The sequence below is a fragment of the Amycolatopsis ponsaeliensis genome, assembly GCF_030182635.1.
GTDB classification, from domain to species: domain Bacteria; phylum Actinomycetota; class Actinomycetes; order Mycobacteriales; family Pseudonocardiaceae; genus Amycolatopsis; species Amycolatopsis ponsaeliensis.
Genome location: NZ_JAPZLD010000009.1, coordinates 146,319 through 166,689, shown reverse-complemented (window position 1 = coordinate 166,689; position 20,371 = coordinate 146,319). Strand labels below are relative to the sequence as shown.

General features: G+C 71.3%; 21 protein-coding genes. 16 read left to right on the top strand and 5 right to left on the bottom strand.

Annotation, left to right across the window (positions count from 1 at the left end; genetic code table 11):
- Positions 1 to 10 precede the first annotated feature (10 nt).
- From QQ657_RS15875 to QQ657_RS15845, 7 genes are all read left to right on the top strand, one after another.
- On the top strand, positions 11 to 1,114 hold the full coding sequence (locus QQ657_RS15875; protein ID WP_284742904.1) for an ABC transporter ATP-binding protein: 1,104 nt from the start codon (positions 11 to 13) through the stop codon (positions 1,112 to 1,114).
- Positions 1,111 to 2,091 carry an ABC transporter permease gene (locus QQ657_RS15870; protein ID WP_284742903.1) on the top strand — a complete coding sequence of 327 codons (981 nt, stop codon included), beginning with the start codon at positions 1,111 to 1,113 and terminating at the stop codon, positions 2,089 to 2,091. Before QQ657_RS15875 ends, QQ657_RS15870 begins: the two co-directional genes overlap by 4 nt.
- Position 2,092: 1 nt before the next feature.
- The gene (locus QQ657_RS15865; protein WP_284742902.1) at positions 2,093 to 3,085 is read left to right on the top strand and encodes an ABC transporter permease; all 993 of its coding nucleotides are present in this window, start codon (positions 2,093 to 2,095) and stop codon (positions 3,083 to 3,085) included.
- Positions 3,082 to 4,077, top strand: a complete 996-nt coding sequence (locus QQ657_RS15860; RefSeq protein WP_284742901.1) for an ABC transporter ATP-binding protein — start codon at positions 3,082 to 3,084, stop codon at positions 4,075 to 4,077. The genes QQ657_RS15865 and QQ657_RS15860 overlap by 4 nt, the downstream gene beginning before the upstream one ends.
- A gap of 41 nt (positions 4,078 to 4,118) precedes the next feature.
- Positions 4,119 to 5,522 (top strand): GH1 family beta-glucosidase, encoded by a 1,404-nt coding sequence (locus tag QQ657_RS15855; protein WP_284742900.1) that lies wholly within the window; start codon positions 4,119 to 4,121, stop codon positions 5,520 to 5,522.
- A 127-nt stretch (positions 5,523 to 5,649) separates the two neighbouring features.
- On the top strand, positions 5,650 to 6,369 hold the full coding sequence (locus QQ657_RS15850; protein ID WP_350310679.1) for a DUF2306 domain-containing protein: 720 nt from the start codon (positions 5,650 to 5,652) through the stop codon (positions 6,367 to 6,369).
- Positions 6,370 to 6,422: 53 nt separating this feature from the next.
- A complete protein-coding gene (locus QQ657_RS15845; protein ID WP_284743017.1) occupies positions 6,423 to 7,043 on the top strand; it encodes a DUF2306 domain-containing protein in 621 nt (206 codons plus the stop codon).
- Here QQ657_RS15845 and QQ657_RS15840 read toward each other — a convergent pair.
- Both QQ657_RS15840 and QQ657_RS15835 read right to left on the bottom strand, forming a co-directional pair.
- A complete protein-coding gene (locus QQ657_RS15840) occupies positions 6,994 to 8,154 on the bottom strand; it encodes an acyl-CoA dehydrogenase family protein (RefSeq protein WP_284742899.1) in 1,161 nt (386 codons plus the stop codon). The genes QQ657_RS15845 and QQ657_RS15840 overlap by 50 nt on opposite strands.
- Positions 8,151 to 10,493 carry a bifunctional salicylyl-CoA 5-hydroxylase/oxidoreductase gene (locus QQ657_RS15835; protein ID WP_284742898.1) on the bottom strand — a complete coding sequence of 781 codons (2,343 nt, stop codon included), beginning with the start codon at positions 10,491 to 10,493 and terminating at the stop codon, positions 8,151 to 8,153. Before QQ657_RS15835 ends, QQ657_RS15840 begins: the two co-directional genes overlap by 4 nt.
- Positions 10,494 to 10,560: 67 nt before the next feature.
- On the opposite strand from QQ657_RS15835, the gene QQ657_RS15830 reads away from it, so the two are divergent.
- The gene (locus QQ657_RS15830) at positions 10,561 to 10,956 is read left to right on the top strand and encodes a RidA family protein (RefSeq protein WP_284742897.1); all 396 of its coding nucleotides are present in this window, start codon (positions 10,561 to 10,563) and stop codon (positions 10,954 to 10,956) included.
- Here the strand turns inward: QQ657_RS15830 and QQ657_RS15825 are convergent.
- Complete coding sequence (locus QQ657_RS15825) at positions 10,943 to 11,797, bottom strand: PaaX family transcriptional regulator (protein WP_284742896.1); 855 nt, start codon at positions 11,795 to 11,797, stop codon at positions 10,943 to 10,945. The two genes, QQ657_RS15830 and QQ657_RS15825, sit on opposite strands and share 14 nt — an antisense overlap.
- A gap of 52 nt (positions 11,798 to 11,849) precedes the next feature.
- Here QQ657_RS15825 and QQ657_RS15820 point away from each other — a divergent pair, with 52 nt between their 5' ends.
- The 3 genes from QQ657_RS15820 to QQ657_RS15810 all read left to right on the top strand — a co-directional run bounded on the left by QQ657_RS15820 (position 11,850) and on the right by QQ657_RS15810 (position 13,657).
- Positions 11,850 to 12,524: a GNAT family N-acetyltransferase gene (locus QQ657_RS15820; RefSeq protein WP_284742895.1), complete on the top strand. Its 675-nt coding sequence runs from the start codon at positions 11,850 to 11,852 to the stop codon at positions 12,522 to 12,524.
- Between the two features lie 74 nt (positions 12,525 to 12,598).
- On the top strand, positions 12,599 to 13,237 hold the full coding sequence (locus QQ657_RS15815; RefSeq protein WP_350310678.1) for a hypothetical protein: 639 nt from the start codon (positions 12,599 to 12,601) through the stop codon (positions 13,235 to 13,237).
- A 60-nt stretch (positions 13,238 to 13,297) separates the two neighbouring features.
- The gene (locus QQ657_RS15810) at positions 13,298 to 13,657 is read left to right on the top strand and encodes a PLDc N-terminal domain-containing protein (RefSeq protein WP_284742893.1); all 360 of its coding nucleotides are present in this window, start codon (positions 13,298 to 13,300) and stop codon (positions 13,655 to 13,657) included.
- Between the two features lie 4 nt (positions 13,658 to 13,661).
- On the opposite strand, the gene QQ657_RS15805 is transcribed toward QQ657_RS15810, so the two are convergent.
- Entirely contained in the window at positions 13,662 to 14,126 is a 465-nt protein-coding gene (locus tag QQ657_RS15805; protein WP_284742892.1) for a MarR family winged helix-turn-helix transcriptional regulator, read from the bottom strand.
- Positions 14,127 to 14,228: 102 nt separating this feature from the next.
- On the opposite strand from QQ657_RS15805, the gene QQ657_RS15800 reads away from it, so the two are divergent.
- Positions 14,229 to 14,651, top strand: coding sequence for a nitroreductase family deazaflavin-dependent oxidoreductase (locus QQ657_RS15800; protein WP_284742891.1), 423 nt, complete (start codon positions 14,229 to 14,231; stop codon positions 14,649 to 14,651).
- 4 nt (positions 14,652 to 14,655) lie between these two features.
- Here the strand turns inward: QQ657_RS15800 and QQ657_RS15795 are convergent, their stop codons facing one another.
- Entirely contained in the window at positions 14,656 to 15,933 is a 1,278-nt protein-coding gene (locus tag QQ657_RS15795; RefSeq protein ID WP_284742890.1) for an FAD-binding oxidoreductase, read from the bottom strand.
- Between the two features lie 88 nt (positions 15,934 to 16,021).
- Here QQ657_RS15795 and QQ657_RS15790 point away from each other — a divergent pair, with 88 nt between their 5' ends.
- From QQ657_RS15790 to QQ657_RS15775, 4 genes are read left to right on the top strand one after another with little or no spacing between them, the layout of a single operon-like run.
- A complete protein-coding gene (locus QQ657_RS15790) occupies positions 16,022 to 16,900 on the top strand; it encodes a LysR family transcriptional regulator (protein ID WP_284742889.1) in 879 nt (292 codons plus the stop codon).
- A gap of 47 nt (positions 16,901 to 16,947) precedes the next feature.
- Entirely contained in the window at positions 16,948 to 17,745 is a 798-nt protein-coding gene (locus tag QQ657_RS15785; RefSeq protein ID WP_284742888.1) for an oxygenase MpaB family protein, read from the top strand.
- A 43-nt stretch (positions 17,746 to 17,788) separates the two neighbouring features.
- Complete coding sequence (locus QQ657_RS15780) at positions 17,789 to 19,363, top strand: DUF8728 domain-containing protein (RefSeq protein WP_284742887.1); 1,575 nt, start codon at positions 17,789 to 17,791, stop codon at positions 19,361 to 19,363.
- Between the two features lie 38 nt (positions 19,364 to 19,401).
- Positions 19,402 to 20,361, top strand: a complete 960-nt coding sequence (locus tag QQ657_RS15775) for a DNA polymerase domain-containing protein (protein ID WP_284742886.1) — start codon at positions 19,402 to 19,404, stop codon at positions 20,359 to 20,361.
- Positions 20,362 to 20,371: the final 10 nt, after the last annotated feature.

Genomic DNA, 20,371 nt, shown 5'->3' with positions numbered 1-20,371 from the left:
GGATTCGGTCATGACGGAACACGGGGACGGCCGCGGCGACGCGGCCGCCCCCGCCCCCTCCGACCCCATCGCCGTCGGGTCGGAGGGGGATCTCCCCGTCGTTCTGGAGGCGGCCGGGCTCACGAAGCACTTCCCCGTGCGGCGACGCGGGCGCGCGGCCCTCACCGGTCCGCGGCGCGCCGTCCAGGCCGTCGACGACGTGACCCTCACGCTGCGGCGGGGCCGGGTCACCGCGCTGGTCGGCGAGTCCGGCTCGGGCAAGTCGACGGTCGCCCGCCTGCTCGCGGGCCTCTACCCGCGCACCGGCGGCGAAATCCGGCTGCACGGCGAGACCGTGAACATCCACCGCGGCCGGACGTTCCGGGCCTACGCCCGGCGGGTCCAGATGATCTTCCAGGACCCGTTCGCGTCGCTGAACCCGGTGCACACCGTGCGCTACCACCTGACGCGGGCGCTGAAGATCCACGGCCGGGCGGGTGACGACCTCGAGAAGTCGTTGCACGACCTGCTTTCCCGCGTCCAGATGACGCCGCCGGAACGGTACATCGACAAGTTCCCGCACGAGCTGTCCGGCGGGCAGCGCCAGCGCGTCGCGATCGCGCGGGCGCTCGGCGCCGACCCGGAGGCGCTGCTGGCCGACGAGCCGGTGTCCATGTTGGACGTCTCCATCCGGCTCGGCGTGCTGAACCTGCTGCGCGACCTCAAGGAACGCCTGCACCTCGCGATCCTGTACATCACGCACGACATCGCGTCGGCGCGCTACTTCGCCGACGAGACGATGGTGATGTACGCGGGCCGGATGGTCGAGGGCGGCGACAGCGAGACCATCACGCAGAACCCGGCGCACCCGTACACGCGCCTGCTCATCGACTCCGCGCCCGACCCCGACCGGCTGACCGGCGGGAGCGACGAGCTCGACCCGGGCGAGGTACCCGCCGAGCGCGGGGCCGGCGAGCCGCCGAGCCTGATCGACCCGCCGTCCGGCTGCCGGTTCCACCCGCGCTGCCCGGTCGCGATGGAGCGGTGCAAGACCGACCTGCCGCCGCGGTTCGAGGTCGACGACGCGCCCGGCCACTGGGCCGCGTGCTGGCTGTACGACGGAGCCGCCCGATGAGGTTCCTGCTGCAACGGCTGGCCTTCTACGTCTTCACCGCGTGGGCCGCCGTCACCATCAACTTCTTCATCCCGCGGATGATCCCGGGTGACCCGGTGCAGTCGCTGATCGCGAAGAACCAGGGCATGATCAGCGCGGAAGCGATGCAGTCGCTGTACACCCTCTTCGGACTGGACAAGAACGAAAGCCTGATCTCCCAGTACTTCGACTACTGGGGCCAGCTCTTCCGCGGTGACCTCGGGATCTCGTTCACGTTCTTCCCGTCGCCGGTGTCGGAGCTGATCGGCGACAGCCTGCCGTGGACGATCATCCTGGTCGGCATCACCACGATCGTCGGCTTCGCGCTCGGCACCGGGCTCGGCGTGGTGGCCGGCTGGAAGCGCGGCTCGTGGGTCGACGGCCTGCTGCCGGTGACGACGTTCCTCTCGTCGATCCCGTACTTCTGGCTCGGCCTGATCGCGCTTGCGCTGCTGGCCGGTCCGGGCAGCTTCTTCCCGTCGTCCGGCGGCTACGACCCGGGCGTGGTGCCCGGCTGGGACGGCGGGTTCATCGGCAGCGCGATCCAGCACAGCCTGCTGCCCGCGATCACCATCCTGATCAGCTCGATGGGCAGCTGGATCCTGGGCATGCGCAACATGATGGTCACCGTCGCGTCGGAGGACTACGTCACCGTCGCGCACGCCAAGGGCCTGCCCGAGCGCCGGGTGATGGTCGGGTACGCCGCCCGCAACGCGCTGCTGCCGAGCGTGTCCGGCTTCGCGCTGGCGCTCGGGTTCATCGTCGGTGGCACGCTGCTGGTGGAGATCGTCTTCTCCTACCCCGGCGTCGGTTACCAGCTGTTCCAGGCGGTCGGCTCGCAGGACTACCCGCTGATGCAGGGCATCTTCCTGATCATCACGCTGTCGGTGCTGGTGGCGAATCTGTTCGCCGACGTCGCCTACCTCGCGCTCGACCCCCGCACCCGGAAGGAGAGCTGACATGGCCGTACCCGCGGCGGACGTCAAAGCCGCCCAAGCTCTCCCCGTCGACGCGATCGCCGGCCGGTCGAAGCGGCGCCGGTTCCGGTTCCTCGCCGGCGGCAAGACGATCACCGGGCTGAGCGTGCTCGTGTTCTTCGTCGTGATCGCGGTCATCGGCGAGTGGATCGCGCCGTACGACCCGTCGGCGCGCAGCAACGACCTGCTGGAGGGGCCGTCGGGCCGGCACTGGTTCGGCACCACCCACCTCGGCCAGGACATCTTCAGCCAGGTGGTGGTCGGCACGCGCAGCGTCATGCTCGTCGGGCTGACCGCCGGGATCGTGGCGACGATCCTCGCCGTGATCGTCGGCGTGACGTCCGGCTACCTCGGCGGGACACCGGGTGAAGGCCTGTCCGCACTGTCCAATGTGTTCCTGGTGATCCCGGCGCTGCCGCTGATCATCATCATCGGCAGCGCGGTGCCCACCGGCGGCGACTACCTGGTGGCGGTCATCATCGGGTTCACGTCGTGGGCGTGGGGCGCGCGAGTCCTGCGCGCGCAGACGCTGTCGTTGCGCGGCCGGGAATACGTCGAAGCGGCCCGGGCGACCGGCGAGTCGACGTGGCGGATCATCTTCTTCGAGATCCTGCCGAACCTGACCGCGGTGATCGCGTCCAGCTTCGTCGGCACGGTGATCTTCGCTGTCATGTCGGAGATCACGCTCGCGTTCGTCGGCGTCTCGGGACTGTCCAACTGGAACTGGGGCACGATCCTGTTCTGGGCGCAGAGCCAGCAGGCCCTCGCGCAGGGCGCGTGGTGGTGGTTCGTGCCGGCCGGGCTGGCGATCGCGATCCTCGGCACCGCGCTGTCCCTGCTCAACTTCGGCATCGACGAGTTCGTCAGCCCGCGCCTGCGCGGCAGCGGCAAGTCTCGCGTCAAGGGCGCCGACGGACGGACGCATCGCATGCGCGTGGGCTTCACGCCCGTGCTCGGGCGGGAGGAACAGTCATGATGGACCCGGTCCTGGAGATCAAGGGCCTGGACGTCGACTACGGCGTCGGCGACGAGGCCGTGCGCGCGGTCCGGGACGTGCACCTGACGCTGCACCGCGGCGAAGTCCTCGGCCTGGCCGGGGAAAGCGGCAGCGGCAAGTCCACTTTGGCCTACGGGCTGACGCGGCTGCTCGCGCCGCCGGGCGTGATCCGTGGCGGCCAGGTGCTCTACCACCCGGCCGACGGCGAGCCCTACGACGTCCTGAAGCTGACGGACAAGCAGCTGCGGGACTTCCGGTGGGCGGAGACGTCCATCGTGTTCCAGGGTGCGATGAACTCGCTGAACCCGGTGCACAAGGTCGTGACGCAGCTCGTCGACGTCATCAAGGCGCACGAGCCGCGGTCGACGAAAGCCGGCCGCTACGCGCGGGCGAAAGACCTGCTCAAGCTGGTCGGGATTTCGGCCGACCGGCTGGAGGCGTTCCCGCACCAGCTTTCCGGCGGCATGCGCCAGCGCGTGATGATCGCGATGGCGCTCGCGCTCGAGCCGCGGGTCGTCATCATGGACGAGCCGACCACCGCGCTGGACGTTGTGATGCAGCGCCAGATCCTGGGCCAGCTCGTGGAACTGCGCGAGCGGCTGGGCTTCTCGGTCCTGTTCATCACGCACGACCTTTCGCTGCTGGTGGAGTTCTCGGACCGGATCGCGATCATGTACGGCGGCCGGATCGTCGAGCAGGCGCCGGCGGCCGAGCTCTACCGGGACGCACTGCACCCGTACAGCCACGGCTTGCTGAACTCGTTCCCGGCCCTGCGCGGTCCGCGCCGCGAGCTGGCCGGGATCCCGGGGTCGCCGCCGGACACGCGTGGCATGCCGGCCGGCTGCGCGTTCCACCCGCGGTGTCCCAAGGCCTTCGAGCCGTGCGACTCGAAGGTGCCCGAGCTGGGCCTGCCCGGCGGAGATCCGTCGCGCGAGGTGGCGTGCTTCCTGCACCCTGTCGCAGCTCCCTGAACGCCGTCTGTCCTATCCGGTCCACCTGGAGGAGACCCGCCTTGACCGAGACCACAGCCGCGACCGCCGAACAGCAGGCGCTGATCGACACGCTGCCGCCGGACTTCCGCTGGGGCGTGGCGACCGCCGCGTACCAGATCGAAGGCGCGATCGCGGAAGACGGGCGCACTCCGTCCATTTGGGACACTTTCTGCCAGGTCCCGTGGGCGATCGACAACAACGACACCGGTGAAGTGGCGTGCGACCACTACCACCGGATGCCGGCGGACATCGAGCTGGTGAACGAGCTCGGCGCGGACACCTACCGGTTTTCCGTGGCGTGGCCCCGGGTCCAGCCGCGCGGGCGTGGCGGCGTCAACGAGGCGGGCATCGGGTTCTACGACCGATTGGTCGACGAGACGCTCGGCAAGGGCATCGCGCCGTGGCTGACGCTGTACCACTGGGACCTGCCGCAGGAGCTGGAGGACGCGGGCGGCTGGCCGGCGCGCGACACGGCGTACCGGTTCGCGGACTACGCGATGCTGGTGTTCGACCGGCTCAAGGACCGCGTCCGGCACTGGACGACGTTGAACGAGCCGTGGTGCTCGGCGATGCACGGGTACGTCCACGGCGTGATGGCTCCGGGGCGGCGGGACTACACGGCCGGGCTGCACGCGGTGCACCACCTGCTGCTGGGCCACGGTCTCGCGACGCAGCGGATGCGCGAGGCGGCCCCGCCGGACACGGAGTTCGGCATCACGCTCAACATGTGCACGGCCGACCCGGCGACGGACTCGGAAGAGGACGTCCGCGCGGCGCGGCAGGCCGACGGCCTCGGCGTCCGGATCTACCTGGACCCGCTGGTGCGCGGCGAATACCCGGCCGACGTGGTCGAGGACCTGGCCGCGCGGGGCGTCAAGCTCCCGATCCAGGACGGCGACCTGTCGGTGATCTCGACCCCGCTGGACTTCCTCGGCGTGAACTACTACTTCGGCCAGCAGTTCTCGGGCGTGGACGAGACCGGCCGCGCGGTCGACGACGACGGCGTCCCGACGTCCCGGACGATCCCGTTCGGCGAGCCGACGACGGCGATGGGCTGGGAGATCCTGCCGGACAAGTTCACGGAGCTGCTGACCCGGCTCGGGCGTGACTACCCGGGCCTGCCGATGTACATCACGGAGAACGGTTCGGCGTTCGACGACGACCCGGACTCGTCGGGTTTCGTCCGCGACGAGCAGCGGACGGCTTACCTGGCTTCGCACATCGCCGCCGTGGCGGCGGCGCGCAACGCGGGTGCTGATGTGCGCGGGTACTTCGCATGGTCCCTTTTGGACAACTTCGAGTGGGCGTACGGGTACGCGAAGCGGTTCGGCCTGATCCGGGTGGACTACGAGACGCAAGCACGCACGATCAAGCAGAGCGGCTACTTCTACCGCGACACCCTCAGGCGGGTTCGCGGCAGCTGAAGTCCGTCACCCGGCTGGGGGTGGGGTACACCCCACCCCCACGCCGGTGGTGCGCACCATGGTCGGCAACCCCTGACCACCCCTAACGTCGGACGGGCAAGATCCCGAACGACTGACAGGGGGAACCATGGCGGTCCGGACCGAGGCCAGGCCCATCCCGCGCATCACGACGAAGGCCGAAAAGGCCTGGTGGCGACGGCCGTGGATCGGCCCGCTGGCCCTCGTCGTGCTCGCCTTCCTCTCCTTCTCGCTCCCGCCCTATCTGGCGCTCGACCCGGCCCAGTCGCGGGTGCCGGCGCCCGAGGGGTTCCCGGCGCACTACTGGTTCCTCGTCGGGCACGTCATCTTCGGCTCGGTCGCGATGATCGGCGCCGTCCTGCAGATCTGGCCGTGGCTGCGCCGGACGTACCCCGTGGTCCACCGCTACGCCGGCCGCGCGTACGTCTTCGCCGGCGTGCTGCCCTCCGGGCTGATGGCCCTGACCATCGGGTCGCAGAGCCCGTTCGGCCCGGTGACGCGCGTCAGCGACGTCCTCGCCGCGGTCCTGTGGATCGGGTGCACCATCGCCGGCTGGCGGGCCGTGCGCGAGCGCCGCTTCGGCGACCACCGCAAGTGGATGATCCGCAGTGTGACGCTGACCTTCTCGATCATCGTCAACCGGGTGATCTCGCCGATCGCGATGATCGTGCTGGAACCGCAGATCCCGACCACCTTCGGCGGCAGCGAGCTCGCCTACGGCCAGAGCGTCGGCGCCCTTTCTTCGTGGGGTGGGCTGTTCTTCGCGCTGGTCGTCAGCCAGCTGATCCTGGAACGCCGTCCCGCGAAGAAGCCGGTGGGTGTGCGATGACGACCACCCTGCCGGCCGCGAGACCGGGCAAGACGTGGTGGCGGCGGCCGTGGATGGCGCCGTTGGCCCTGCTGGTCGCCGTCTTCCTCGCCTACTCGGTGCCGCCCTACCTCACGCTGGACCCCGCGCAGTCCCGCGTCCCCGCGCCGCCGGGGTTCGCCGCGCACTACTGGTTCCTCGTCGGGCACATCCTCTTCGGCACGATCGCCATCGTCGGCGTCATCCTGCAGATCTGGCCGTGGCTGCGGCGCACGCACCCGGTCGCCCACCGCCGCATCGGCCGCGTCTACGTCTTCGGCGGCGCGATCCCGTCCGCGCTCATGGCGCTGACGATCGCCCTGTTCAGCCCGTTCGGGCCGGCGGCCGGGGTGCTGAACGTCGTCGCGGCGCTGCTGTGGCTCGGGTTCACCATCGCCGGCTTCCGCGCGACCCGGCAGCGCCGGTACGCCGATCACCGGCGGTGGATGATCCGCAGTTTCGCGATGACCATGAACACGTTGCTCAGCCGGGTTTACGCGCCGATCGCGTTCATCGCCCTCGGCCCGTACTACCCCGACCAGGCCGCGCTCTTCCAGGCCGCCTCGACGCTGACGGGCACGATGAGCGTGCTCACCCTGCTGCTGCTCAGCCAGTGGTGGCTGGACCGGAAGCCGAAGCCAGCCATCGCGCGATGATCGTCCGCTGGATCTCCGACGCGCCTTCGTAGATGCGCGGGGCGCGGACTTCGCGGTAGAGGTGTTCGAGCAGGTGCCCGCGGCGCAAGGCGCGGGCACCGTGCAGCTGGACCGCGGAGTCGACGACGAACTGCGCGGCTTCCGTGGCGAACAGCTTCGCCATCGCCGCGCGGCCGCCGAGGTTCTGCTCACCCGCGTCGTACGCACCCGCGGCCGCGTAGACCAGCAGCCGGGCGGCTTCCGTGCGGGTGGCCATCTCGGCGAGCGCGTGGGCCACTGCCTGCTGCTTGATCAGCGGGCCACCAAAGGCTTCCCGCTGCCCGGTGTAGTCCACAGTGGCGTCGAGCGCGGCCTGAGCCATTCCGACGGCGAACGCCCCGACGCTCGGGCGGAACAGGTCGAGCGTCCGCATCGCCACCGCGAAGCCGCGGTTCTCCTCGCCGAGCAGCTCCTCGCGGCGGACCTCGACGCCGTCGAACGTGACCGTGCCGATCGGGTGCGGGCTCACCAGGTCCAGGTGCTCGCCGCCCAGGCCCGGCCGGTCGGCGGGGACGACGAACGCGCTGACGCCGCGCGAGCCCGCGCCTTGCGTGGTGCGCGCGAACACCGTGTAGAAGTCGGCCTCCGGTGCGTTCGAGATCCACATCTTCTCGCCGGTGAGACGCCAGCCGTCGCCGTCGGGCTCCGCCGCCAGGGACAGTGCCGCCGCGTCCGAACCGGCGTCCGGCTCGGTCAGCGCGAACGCCGCCACCGCGTCCCCGGCCGCCACGGCCGGCAGCCACTTCGCGACCTGTTCGTCCTGTCCGGACTGGAGGATCGGGTAACTTCCCAGGCCCTGCAACGCCAGTGCCGTCTCGGCCTCGGTGTTCACCGTGGCGAGGTTCTCGCGCAGGATGCACAGGTCCGTCGCGGCCGCCTGGCGCGACGGCTTTCCTTCGGCGACACCGGGGAAGAGCCGGGAGAGCAGGCCGAGCGCGCCCATCTCCTTGAGCAGCGGCCGGTTCACCGCACCCTCCACACCGGACTCGGCGAGCGGGCGCAGCCGGTCTTCGGCCAGCCGCCGGACTTCGACGGCGAAGGCCTGCTGAGCGGGGTCGAGGGCGAAGGTCACGAGGAGGCTCCCGGTCGCCAGCGGGCATGGGCGGTGCCGGCCGGCCCTGACCGGACGAGGTCGAGCCGCGGTTCGGGGCCGTCGGTGCGGCCGGACTGCGGCTTCCGGCTGCCCGCGGCGAACGGCTTCGGCCACGGCATCGCGTAGCCTTGCTCGGCCGCCGCGTGCAGCGTCCACTGTGGATCGTAGAGGTGCGTGCGGCCCAGGGCGCAGAGGTCCGCGCGGCCGGCCAGGATCAGCGAGTTGACGTCGTCGTAGGAGGAAATCGCGCCTACGGCGATCACCGCGATGCCGTACTCCTCGCCGATCTCGTTGCGGATCCGGTCCGCGTACGGGGTCTGGTAGCTGCGGCCGTACTGCGGCTTCTCGTCGCAGACGACCTGGCCGGTCGAGACGTCGATGCCCGCCGCGCCGTGCACGGCGAAGGCGCGGGCGATCTCGACGGCGTCGTCGGCGTCGATGCCGCCGTCCGCCCAGTCGGTCGCCGAGATCCGGACGGTCATCGGCCGCTCGGCGGGCCAGGCCGCGCGCACCGCGTCGAAGACTTCAAGGGGGAACCGCAGCCGGTTCTCGAGTGAGCCGCCGTATTCGTCACTTCGCTGGTTGGTCAGGGGCGAGAGGAACGAGGACAGCAGATAGCCGTGCGCGCAGTGCAGTTCGAGGACGTCGAAACCGGCGCGTGCCGCCGCGTGTGCGCACGCGACGAACTCGTCACGAATCGCGGCCATGTCCGAAGTGGACAGCTCGCGTGGGATCTGGTTGCGGTCGGAGTACGCCAGCGCGGACGGAGCGCAGACTTCCCAGTTGTCCTCGGGCAGGGGGTCGTCGATGCCGTCCCACATGAGCTTCGTCGAGCCCTTGCGGCCGGAGTGTCCCAATTGGACACCGATGCGCGCGGGGGACTGCGTGTGCACGAAGTCGACGACCCGCTTCCAGCCCGCTTCCTGTTCAGTCGTGTAGAGACCGCCGCAGCCGGGCGTGATCCGGCCTTCGGGGGAGACGCAGACCATCTCGGTCATCACCAGCCCGGCGCCGCCGAGGGCCTTGCTGCCCAGGTGCACCAGGTGGAAGTCGCCGGGCACGCCGTCCACCGCGGAGTACATGTCCATCGGCGAGACGACGATCCGGTTGGCCAGCTCCAGCTCGCCGAGCTTGAACGGCTGGAACATCGGCGGCCGCGACGTCGTGTCGAGCGACTGGGCGAACCAGTGGTCCAGCTCGGTCGCGAACTCCGGGTCGCGCAGGCGGAGGTTGTCGTAGGTGACGCGGCGGCTGCGCGTGAGGATGTTGAACGCGAACTGCGGCGGCTCCTGGTGGGCGTACTGCGCGATGTTCTCGAACCACTCCAGGCTCGCCTGCGCGGCGCGCTGCGTCGACTGGACGACCGGCCGCCGTTCCAGTTCGTACGCCTTGAGCGCCTCGGCGACGCCTTCGTTTTCGTGCAGGCAGGCGGCCAGCGCGAGCGCGTCCTCCATCGCCAGCTTCGTTCCGGAGCCGATCGAGAAGTGCGCGGTGTGCGCGGCGTCGCCGAGGAGGACGACGTTGCCGTGCACCCACGTCTCGCAGCGGACGGTGCCGAACGAGACCCACTTGGAGTTGTTCGCCATGATCTTGTGGTCGCCCAGGACGTCGGAACACAGCTCGCGGATCAGCGCGATGGACTTCTCGTCGCTCTCGCCCGGCTTGAGCGCGGTCGCCGCGATCGGCCCGAACGTCCGCTGCCAGACGTCTTCCTGCACTTCGAGGATGAACGTGCTGCCGTCGCGGCCGTAGGGGTAGCCGTGGATCTGCATGATCCCGGCCGGCGTCTCGAGGACGTAGAACTTGAAGGCGTCGAACACCAGGTCCGTGCCGAGCCAGATGTAGCGGCACCGGCGCGTCTCGACGCTCGGCCGGAACGTCTCGGCGTGTTTCGCGCGGACCGCGGAGTTGACGCCGTCGGCGGCGATGACCAGGTCGTAGCCCGAAAGGTCCGCCGGGGCCTCTTCGCGGAAGTGGAGGCCGACGCCCAGTTCGGCGCAGCGGCTCTGGAGGATGCCGAGCAAGCGTTTGCGGCTCATCGCGGCGAAGCCGTGGCCGCCCGAGGTGGTGACCGTGCCGCGGTAGTGGACGTCGATGTCGTCCCAGCGGGCGAACTCGGCGCGCATCGCTTCGTGCACGGCCGCGTCGGCGTGCTCGATGCCGCCGAGCGTCTCGTCGGAGAACACGACGCCGAAGCCGAAGGTGTCGTCCGGCGCGTTGCGCTCCCAGACGGTGATTTCGTGTCCGGGGCCGAGCTGTTTCGCCAGCGCGGCGAAGTACAGACCCGCCGGGCCGCCACCGATGACCGCGATACGCACGCCGTCCAGAGTATGTCGTCAGCGGTACGACCGTCAATAACGCGATAGATGGCGTACGGTGTCCCGCATGGAACGCATCAACCCGCCGGAGCTGGGCAAGCCGTCCGGGTTCTCGCACGCGGTGGTGGCCGAAGGGCGCGTGGTCTTCCTCGCCGGGCAGACGGCGCTGGACGCGTCGAACAAGATCGTCGGCGACGGCGTGGTCGAGCAGTTCGAGCGCGCGCTGGGCAACCTGCTGACGTCCCTGCGCGCGGCGGGCGGTTCCCCGGAGGACCTCTGCAGCGTGACGATCTACATCGTCGACATGGCGGACTACCGGACGCACGCGCGAGAGATCGGCGCGGTCTGGCGCCGCCTCGCGGGCACGGAGTACCCGGCGATGGCCGGCATCGGCGTCGACCGGCTCTGGGACGAAGAGGCTCTGGTCGAGGTGCAGGGCTTCGCGGTCGTCAGCCGAAGTTGATCGACTTCGTGACGTACGCCCGGGCCGGGTCCTCCAGCTGCGCGTGCAGCTCGAAGAACAGCTCCGCCGCGCGAATCCCCGACCAGTCGTGCGGCAGGAACTCCGCGGGCAGGCCCGGGTCGAGGTACGGCATCCGCCGCCAGCCGGTCAGCACGCGGACGTAGTCGGCGAAGGCCTCTTCGTCGGCCACGGACTTGCGGCGCTGCCAGCGGCGCAGCGCCGGGCCGTGCTCGTCGAGGAACGTCGTGTACAGCTCGTCGAGGCGGTCGAGGTCCCACCAGTCGCGGACCTTCGCGCGGACGTCGCCGAAGGCCAGGTGGTCGGCGCGGAACAGGTCGGCGTACCCGGCCAGGCCGAGGCGGGTCAGTGCCTCCGCGGTCGCCGCGTGCAGGTGGGCCGGGGCGATCCAGACGCCGGACGCGGCCGTGCCGAAGCCCATCCGGGCGAGCTGGGTGCGCAGGAGGTGGCGTTTGTGCCGCTCGGTCTCCGGGACCGAGAACACCGCGAGCAGCCAGCCGTCGGCCGCGGTCGCGCGCCCGCGGCGGAAGATCCGCTCGTCGCCCTCGCGCAGGATCTCGCGCGCGTCGTCGGACAGCTCGTAGCCGGCCGTCGCGCCGCGGCGCACCGCTTCGAGGATCCCGCGCCGCTTCAGCCGGGAGATCGACGAGCGCACCGCGGGCTCGTCGACGCCGACGGCGGCCAGCAGGTCGATCAGCGAAGCGACCGAGAGCCAGCCGCCCTCGGTGCGCGAATAGAGGCCGTACACCGTCACGATCAGCTGGCGAGGCTGGGCCGCCCGGCCGGAGCCGTCCAGTTCGGTTGCCTCGGGTACGGCCGTCATCGGGCCACAATAACGCCTCCCGCGCCGATCGCTCCGCTACGATTTCGCCGCGATGCTGCCAGCCACCAAGGGGATCTTCGACCGGCTCACCCGCCGCGGCCGTCTGATGACCAAACGGACCTGCGACCGGCAGGGCCACGTGCTGCGTGCGGGGCGTTTCCTCTTCCGGACGCCGACCGCGTGGGAGTACGCCGCCGCGGTCGCCTGCGGCAGTGACCCGGCCGCCCAGCGCTGGCTCGGCTGGCAGCCGGACTCGATCGTGGCCAAGTCCGCGCGGGCGGACGCGCTGCGCGTCGTGCCCGGCACCGGACCGGACTGGGTGTCGCCCGACCCGCAGTCGATCGACCTGGTGATGATCGACGTCGAGGCCAACCGGTGCGTCGGCCTGGTGAGCGTGCACACCGGCGAGGACGGCGGCCCGGAGACCGGCGGCTACCTCGCGCCGGACTACCGCGGCCGCGGCAACGGCCGGGTGCTGTTCGCGGCCGGGCTGACGCTGGCGCACGAGCACCTGGGCCTGCCGGGCGTGCGGGCCGGCGCCGAGGTCGGCAACGTCGCGAGCGCGCGGTCGCTGCTGGCCGCCGGCCTCGCCCGCGTCGCCGGGCCGCCGACGTACCGGCTGCCGGACGGCCGCGTCACCGAGGCGTGGTGGTTCCAGCACGCCGTCCCGCGGACCACCCGCTGCGGCGGGCCGCAGGCGACGTGGTTCCCGGCGTCGCTGCTCTGATCACTTCGGCCGCCGCCGACGTTTCCCGTGGCTACCTTCACGGCATGACTTCGCTTGCCTCTCCGGTTCCTCCGGTGCCCACTGACGTCCCCCTGGGAAGCGTCGCCTGGTTGCGGGCTTCCGTCGCCCGCTTCAGCAATGGCGCCGACCACGCCCGGCGGCGCTCGCTGGCCGTGGACCTCCTCGCGGAGGTCGAGCCGGAGGTGTTGCGGCGCAAGGCTTCCGAGGCGGCCGGTGGCGACCCTCGCCTGGTCGTCGTCGGAGTGCTGGCGGGGGAGTTGGGCCTGCCGGTGGTGGCGTCGGACGTCGCGGCGGTCGCGGCCGCCTACCACCCGCACGTGACGCCGTCCGAAGACACCACCGAAGCCGAAGCCGCGCTGGGACGGCTGGTCGCGGCGTGCGGTGGGACCACCGACGAACTCGTCGCCGCGCGGATCGGCCTGCTGATCCAGGCCTGCGAAGCCACCGCCGGGCTGATCGGCAACGCGGTTCCGTTGGTGCGGGCGGGAAAGCCGCCCGAGGAAGCGGTGGCGGAAGTGCTGCGCGCGGACCCGCCGGTGTCGCACACGCGGCGCCGGGTGGCCGGCGAGGACGTCCTGGTGCCGCTGGCCGGGACGCCGTTCGGCGCGGGCCCGCGCGAGTGCCCGGGGCCGGCACACGCGATCGCGCTCGCGACCGGCGTACTCGCGGGGCTGCGGGTGACCCGCGGCTGAACCCGTGCTGGGTTCTGCTACTACTTACCGCGTTCATCTTCTTGGGGGAAGGCGCGGGAAATGCTGTATTTCGATGGTCTGCTCGGCGTCGTCACGCTCGGGCTGTGGATCTTCTGCCTGGTCGACGTGATCACGACGGACGAGTCGTCCTGCCGCAACCTGCCGAAGGGGCTGTGGCTGCTCGTCGTGCTGGTACTGCCGCTGGTGGGGTCGATCATCTGGCTGGTCGCGGGGCGGCCGCAGCAGGTGACGCGGGCGCGCGGCCCGTACGAGCGGAACGCGCCGGCGTACCCGGAGTACGACCGCCCGGGCCGGTTCGCGGCCGGCAGCCCGGATGACGACGACGAGTTCCTCCGCAAGTGCCGTGAGCGCGCGGAGGCGCAGCGGAAGCTGGCCCGGGAAAAGAACTCCGACGACTGAGCCGCTAACAGGCAGGGCCCTCGCAGGTGCCGTGCTCGTAGGCCTCCAGCGTCGAGATCACCAGCTGGCGCTCGGCCGGCGTCAACGGCGCCAGCGCGTTGCTCCACGCCTGCGCGCCGCGCGCCAGCCACGCGTCCACCGCCGGACGCCGCTCCGGGGTGATGCTCACGATCGTGCGGCGGCGATCCGCCGGGTCTTCGTCGCGGTTCAGCACGCCCTGACGGCTCAGGTCGCCGACCATCAGGCTCGCCGTCGTCGGGGCGACCTCCAGGCGCCCCGCCAGCTCGGTGACCGTCATCGGGCCGTCGAACAGCAGGATCGACAGCAGCGACAGGTGCCGCGGCGCGAGCGCGCAGCCGTCCAGCTCGTCGGGGACCGGGGTCCGCTTCGCGCGGCCGACCAGACGTGGCATCAGCAGCAGGAGCCTGCGCACGCCGTCTTCGAGGCTCAACCCGCCCTGCGTTGACACCGCCTGCCTCCCGTCGGTAGCTTTGTTTGCAAAGCAAACGCTTATCGGTCTCCCGAGCGTACCTCGGGGCACGAGCGTACCGGCCAGAAAACAGGGGATCCCATGACTACGCCAGCCGACATGAACGACTTCAACACCCAGGTCGTCGAGGAGTTCCGGGCCAACGAGGGCAAGGTCGGCAACTACTTCGACGGCAAGAACGTGCTGCTCCTCACCACGATCGGCGCGAAGAGCGGGCAGGTGCGCCTGTCGCCGCTCGTCTACACCCGCGACGGCGACAAGTTCGTCGTAGCCGCGTCCATGGGTGGCGCCCCGAAGAACCCGGCCTGGTTCCACAACCTCGTCGCCAACCCGAAGGTCACCCTCGAGGTCGGCACCGAGACGTTCGAGGCCACCGCCACCGTGGTCGAGGACCGCGCCGAGCGCGACCGCCTCTACGCGGGCATGGTCGCGCACGCCGAGGGCTTCGCCGAGTACGAGACGAAGACCACGCGGCTCATCCCGATCGTCGTCTTCGAGCGCTGACGCCTCAGCCGAACCTCCCCGCCGGGTCGTACTTCGCCTTGAGCTGCTTCAGCCGGGCGCGGTCCCCGGCGGGGAAGGCTGTCGCCAGGTCCGCGGCCGAGTGCTCGCCGTAGAGGAACGGCAGCAGCCGGCCCGTCGACCACGGCGCCAGCGCGTCGAACAGCTTCGCGTGCGCGCGGCGGATCGGGTCCACGCCGTCCTCGACCACCGACAGCGCCCGCACCACGAACTCCGCCGCCGAGTCCCAGCCGGCGCCGTCGCCCTTCCGGCGCGCGAGCTCGCCGCCGAGACGGTCGATGATCAGCACCGTCTCCACCGGGGCGCCCGGGCCGGCGTGCTCGAGGATCGACGTCAGCATCCCGTCGTTCAGCACCTCCACCGTCGCGTTCGTCCCGTGGTAGGGGTGCGGGTGCGGCGGGTCGCTCGCGATCGACCCCGAATCCGTGTACGGCAACCGCTTCAGGGTGTCCAGCAGCACCGGCGCGGCGGCCCGCAGCGGCGCGACGAGCTTCTCGCCGTCGTCGCCGAGGTACGCGATCCGCACGTTCGCGACGTGCTTCCCGCGGATCGGCTCCGGCAGGAACGGCAGGTCCGGCAGCGGGACCACGGCGATCGACGTCGTCAGGTCGTCGGGTGCGGTCATCGACCACGTCCGCCAGGCGCGCAGCACCGACGGCAGGTCCGCGGCGTCGAAGTACAGCCCGCCGCCGTACAGCTCGGTCACCGGGACCAGGCCGAACTCCAGCGCGGTCACGACACCGAAACCGGCGCGGCCGCCGAGCAGGGCCCAGAACAGCTCGGCCCCCGGCGTCACGGTGCGGAGTTCGCCGTCGGCGGTGACGACGTCGATCGCGCGCACGTGGTCGGCCGCGCGGCCGAACCGCCGCGCCATCAGGCCGAAGCCGCCGCTGAGCGTGTAGCCGACGACGCCGACGTCGGGCGACGAGCCGCTCAGCGGGGCCAGCCCGTGCTTCGCGGCGGCTTCGATCACCGCGCCCCAGCGGACGCCGGCGCCGACCCGCGCGGTCTTCTGCCGCCCGTCGATCTCGACACCGGTCATGCGGCGCGTGCTGATCAGCAGGCCGTCGGTGCCGGCGGTCAGGCCGTGTCCAGTGGCCTGGACGGAGACGGTCAGGTCGTGCTCGGCGGCGTACTGCACCGCGGCGACGACGTCTTCGGCGGACTCGGCGGCGACGACCACCGCGGGCTTCGTGGTGACGGACGTCTGAAAGCCGGCGACCTCTTCGGCGTACCCGTCCTGACCAGGGCGAAGGGTGTGCATTTCCGGGCTCCTTTCGTTGCTTCCAGCCTCGCGCCGCGACGATCAGAAGTCCAAGATCTGGTTCGTCTGGCTACTAGAATCAGCGCTTATGGAACTGCACCAGCTCGCGTACTTCGTCGCCGTCGCCGAGGAAGGCAACTTCACGCGCGCGGCGGAACGGCTGCACGTCGCCCAGCCCGGGGTGAGCGCGCAGGTCCGGCGGCTGGAGCGCGAGCTGGGGCAGGAGCTCCTCGATCGGTCGGGACGCACGGTCCGGCTCACCGACGTCGGCGCGGCGGCGCTGCCCCACGCGCGAGCGGCGCTCGCGGCGGTGAAGGGGGTCCGTGAAGCCGTCGACGAGCTGGCCGGGCTGGTCCGCGGCCAGGTCGCGATCGGCGCGGTGACGTCGGCGGGCCCGGTGAAGCTGCCGGACCTGCTCGCCCGCTTCCACGAGCGCTACCCGGCGGTCGAGATCACGCTGTCCGAGGCCAATTCGGACACGATGCTGACGGCCCTGCGCGAAGGCCGGCTCGACCTGGCGGTGGTCGGCCTCTCGACGGACCCGCCGCCCGGCATCGCGACGCAGGTGCTGATCGACGAGCCGTTCGTGGCCGTGACGACGAACCTCCTGGCGGATCGCGCGGAGATCGTGATCGCGGACCTGGCCGGGCTCCCGCTGATGGCGCTGCCGAAGGGCACGGGTCTGCGCACGGCGCTGGACGCCGCCTTCGCGCGCGAGGGACTGGCGCCGCGGATCGCGTTCGAGGCGGCGGACCCGAACGTCCTGGTCCAGCTCGCGACGCGGGGGCTGGGGGTAGCGGTGGTGCCGGAGTCGCTGGGCCGGTACCACGAGGCCGAGCTGCGGGTCATCACCATCGCGGGGCCGGGGCTGCGGGGTGTGCTGGCGCTGGCGTGGCGGACGGACGGTCCGCTGAGCCCGGCGGCACGCGCATTGATCGCGTTCGCCCGGGCGAGCTACCGCTCTTGACACCTCGTCAACAGTGTCGTTCCCTGGAGGACGAGGAGGCGTCAAAGATGACCGATACCGCCCTCCAGGACGCCGTCGTCGGGGCCGGGCTGCTCGCCGGCAGCGCGAACGTGATCATGCAGCTCTCCCGCGCGCCCGTCGGCTACGGCGTGCTCGAAAGCAAGGTCGACAGCGGCAACCTCTTCCGCCATCCCGTGAAACGGACGCGGACCACCCTCACCTACCTCGCCGTCGCCACGATGGGGACCGATGCCGAGCGCGCCGCCTACCGGCGCGGCGTCAACGAGGCCCATGCCCAGGTGCATTCGAGCGCCGAAAGTCCCGTCGCCTACAACGCCTTCGACACCGACCTGCAGCTGTGGGTCGCGGCCTGTCTCTACAAGGGCTTCGAAGACGTCTACCTCGCGTTCGTCGGCGGCGAGCCGGCGCACTTCTACGGCGAGGCCGCCGCGCTCGGCACGACGTTGCAGGTCCGGCCCGAGATGTGGCCGGCGGACCGCTCGGCCTTCGAGGAGTACTGGGCCGCCGGGCTCGACGAGGTCAGCGTCGACGACACCGTCCGCCGCTACCTCACCGACATCGTCGACCTGCGGTTCCTGCACCCGGTCGTCGCCGCGCCGGGGCGGCGGTTCCACCGCTTCGTCACGACGGGCTTCCTCCCGCAGCGCTTCCGCGACGAGATGCGCCTGCCCTGGACCGCGGCCGACCAGCGCCGCTTCGACGCGCTCCTCGCCACGCTCGGCCGGGTCACCCGCCTGCTGCCCGCGACGGTGCGGCGGTTCCCCTTCAACCTCTGTCTCTGGGACCTGCGCCGCCGCCTGCGCACCGGACGTCCGCTCGTCTGACTTACCCCGTTAGAGTGTCGGCTCCGCCACCCGAGGGGATCCCATGACGGCGATCGAGACCGACGTCGAGCCCGCCGAGACCACGCCGGTCCGGACCGCCCGCCGGGCCCCGCTGATCGTGGTCTCCGTGGTCCTCCTGGCCGTCTTCCTCGCCGGCGCCTGGGCCGCCTGGTCCCTCACCATCGACGACGCGTTCATCAGCTTCCGCTACTCGGCGAACCTCGCGGCCGGGCACGGCCCGGTGTGGAACGTCGACGGCCCGCGCGTCGAGGGCTTCACGAACTTCGCCTGGGTCGTCTGGTCGGGCCTCGGCGCGTGGCTCGGACTGGCATTGCCGCTGTTCGCCAAGGTGACGTCGCTGCTGCTCGGCCTGGGGACGCTGTACCTGCTGGTCCGCGAAGGCCACCGCCGCGCCGGGCTGACGGGCGTCCTGGTCGGCGCCGGCGCGTACGTCGTGTTCCTGCCGACGTACTTCCACATCACCGCCGGGCTCGAGACGGCCGCGTTCGCCGCGGTGCTGCTGCGCGTCGTCGTGCTCGGGCTGCGCGTGCTCGCGAACGAGCGGGTGCGGACGTGGGAGCCGCCGGTGCTGCTGCTCCTGCTCGGCATGCTCCGGCCGGAAGGCGTGCTGGCCGCGCTGCCGGTCGTCGCCCTGTGGTTCATCCGCGAACGCGGTGCGGCCCGCTGGTGGTGGACCGGGGGTGCGGCGGTCGTCGGCGCCGCGTACTTCGTGTGGCGGTGGCGCTTCTACGGCCAGCTGCTCCCGAACACCTTCTACGTCAAGTTCGGCAACCTCGACTCCGGCTGGGTCTGGACGAAGCACACGACGCTGCTGCTCCTCCCGCTCCTGCTGCTGACACTCTCGCTCGTGCTCCGCAGGGCGACGCGGGCGGCGGGCGGGCTTCTGGTCGTCACGGTCGCGGTCACGTACGTGACGTACGCGGTGTCCGGCCCGACGATGGACTACCTCGACCGCTTCGCCGACCACGCGATCCCCGTCCTCTGCCTCGGCGCCGGGATCGCCGCCGGGACGCTGACCCAGCGCGTCGTGGGTGCGGTACTCGGGCTGGTCGCCGTCGGCTGGTCGGCCGTCGCCGGCACGAGCTCTCCCGAGCTGGGACTGATTTCGAACTACGGGATGGACCTGCAGCGCGCCCACGTGCCGATCGGCAAGGCGCTGGCCGAGTCCGACGTCCCGGTGGCGGACCGGACCGTCGCCGTCACCGACGCCGGCGCGATCCCGTATTACAGCGGCTGGACGTCGATCGACTACATCGGCCTCAACGACCCGGAGATCGCCCACGGCGCCGATCCGACCGAGGTAGTGATGCGGAGGCGGCCGACGGTGCTCGTCGTGACGTCCGTGGGCCCGCAGCCGGTGGGCAAGCGCTACGGCTTCGACGCGGCCAGGGCCACCGCCGGCTACGAGCAGGTCGCGTCCGTCGAGATGCGGGCCGGGTACTGGCAGGACGTCTTCGTCCTGCCGCCGTACGCGGCGACGGTCGGCGAGCACGTCCGGCAGCGCGCCGACGCCGCCCGGCAGGTCAACGACCCGGACCGGCCGGAAGCGACCGTCGACCGCTGGCTCGACCGGCTCCGCTCACAGCTGCCATTTTGAGAGTTGACCGCTTCGCGCGCGGGCGCGAAGGTGGGCCGATGAGCAGCGACGAGGTTCGCCATGGCGTCAAGCTGAGCAGTCTCGACCAGGAGGTCTTCTCCGGTGCCGGGGTGACCAAGCGGGAGTGGCTCGACTACCTCGAAGCCGTCGCGGACCGGATGCTCCCCGAACTGCGCGACCGGCTGCTGACCGTGCTGCGGGTGCTGCGCGGGCAGGGCCCGTTCATGCAGAAGAACCTGCCGAAGTACACGCCGGACTGGGTCGAGCGGGTCTCGGTGTGGGCCGAAGCGTCCAAACGGGACGTTTCGTACGCGCTGTGCAACGACCTCCGCACGCTGATCTGGTTCGGCAACCAGCGCGCGATCGAGTTCCACACGTCGCTCTACCGCGGCGAAGCCGGAAACGGCCCGACGCACCTGATCCTCGACCTCGACCCGCCCGCCGACGGGCCGTTCTCCCTGGCCATCGGGGCCGCGGGGCTGGTGCGCGAAGCACTGCGCGCGGACGGCCTCGACGGCGCGGTGAAGACGAGCGGTTCCAAGGGCGTCCACGTCTTCGTGCCGCTGGCGCCGGGCCAGTCGACCGAGGACATCGCGGCGGCGACGCGGGCGGTCGCGGCCCGTGCCGAGCGCGTCGACCCGTCGCTCGGGACGACCGAGTTCGTCAAGGACCGCCGCGAGGGCAAGGTGTTCCTGGATTCGACCCGGGCGGGCGGCGCGACGGTGGTGTCGGTGTACAGCCCGCGCCACCGGCCGGGCGCGCCGGTGTCGTTCCCGGTCCGGTGGGCCGACCTGGACGGGGTGAAGCCGGGCGACTTCACGGTGCAGACGGCCGCGGCGCAGCTCGGCGACGGCGCCGACGCCTGGACCGAGGAGATGCCCGAGCCGTTCGTGCTGCCGGCGGACCTGGTGGCCGAGGGGCACACCATCCCGATCGCCCGGGTCCTGGCGATGCACGAGGGCAAGCGCCGGGCCCGGGCGGCCCGCGAGTCGGGCTGAAGGGGAAAGC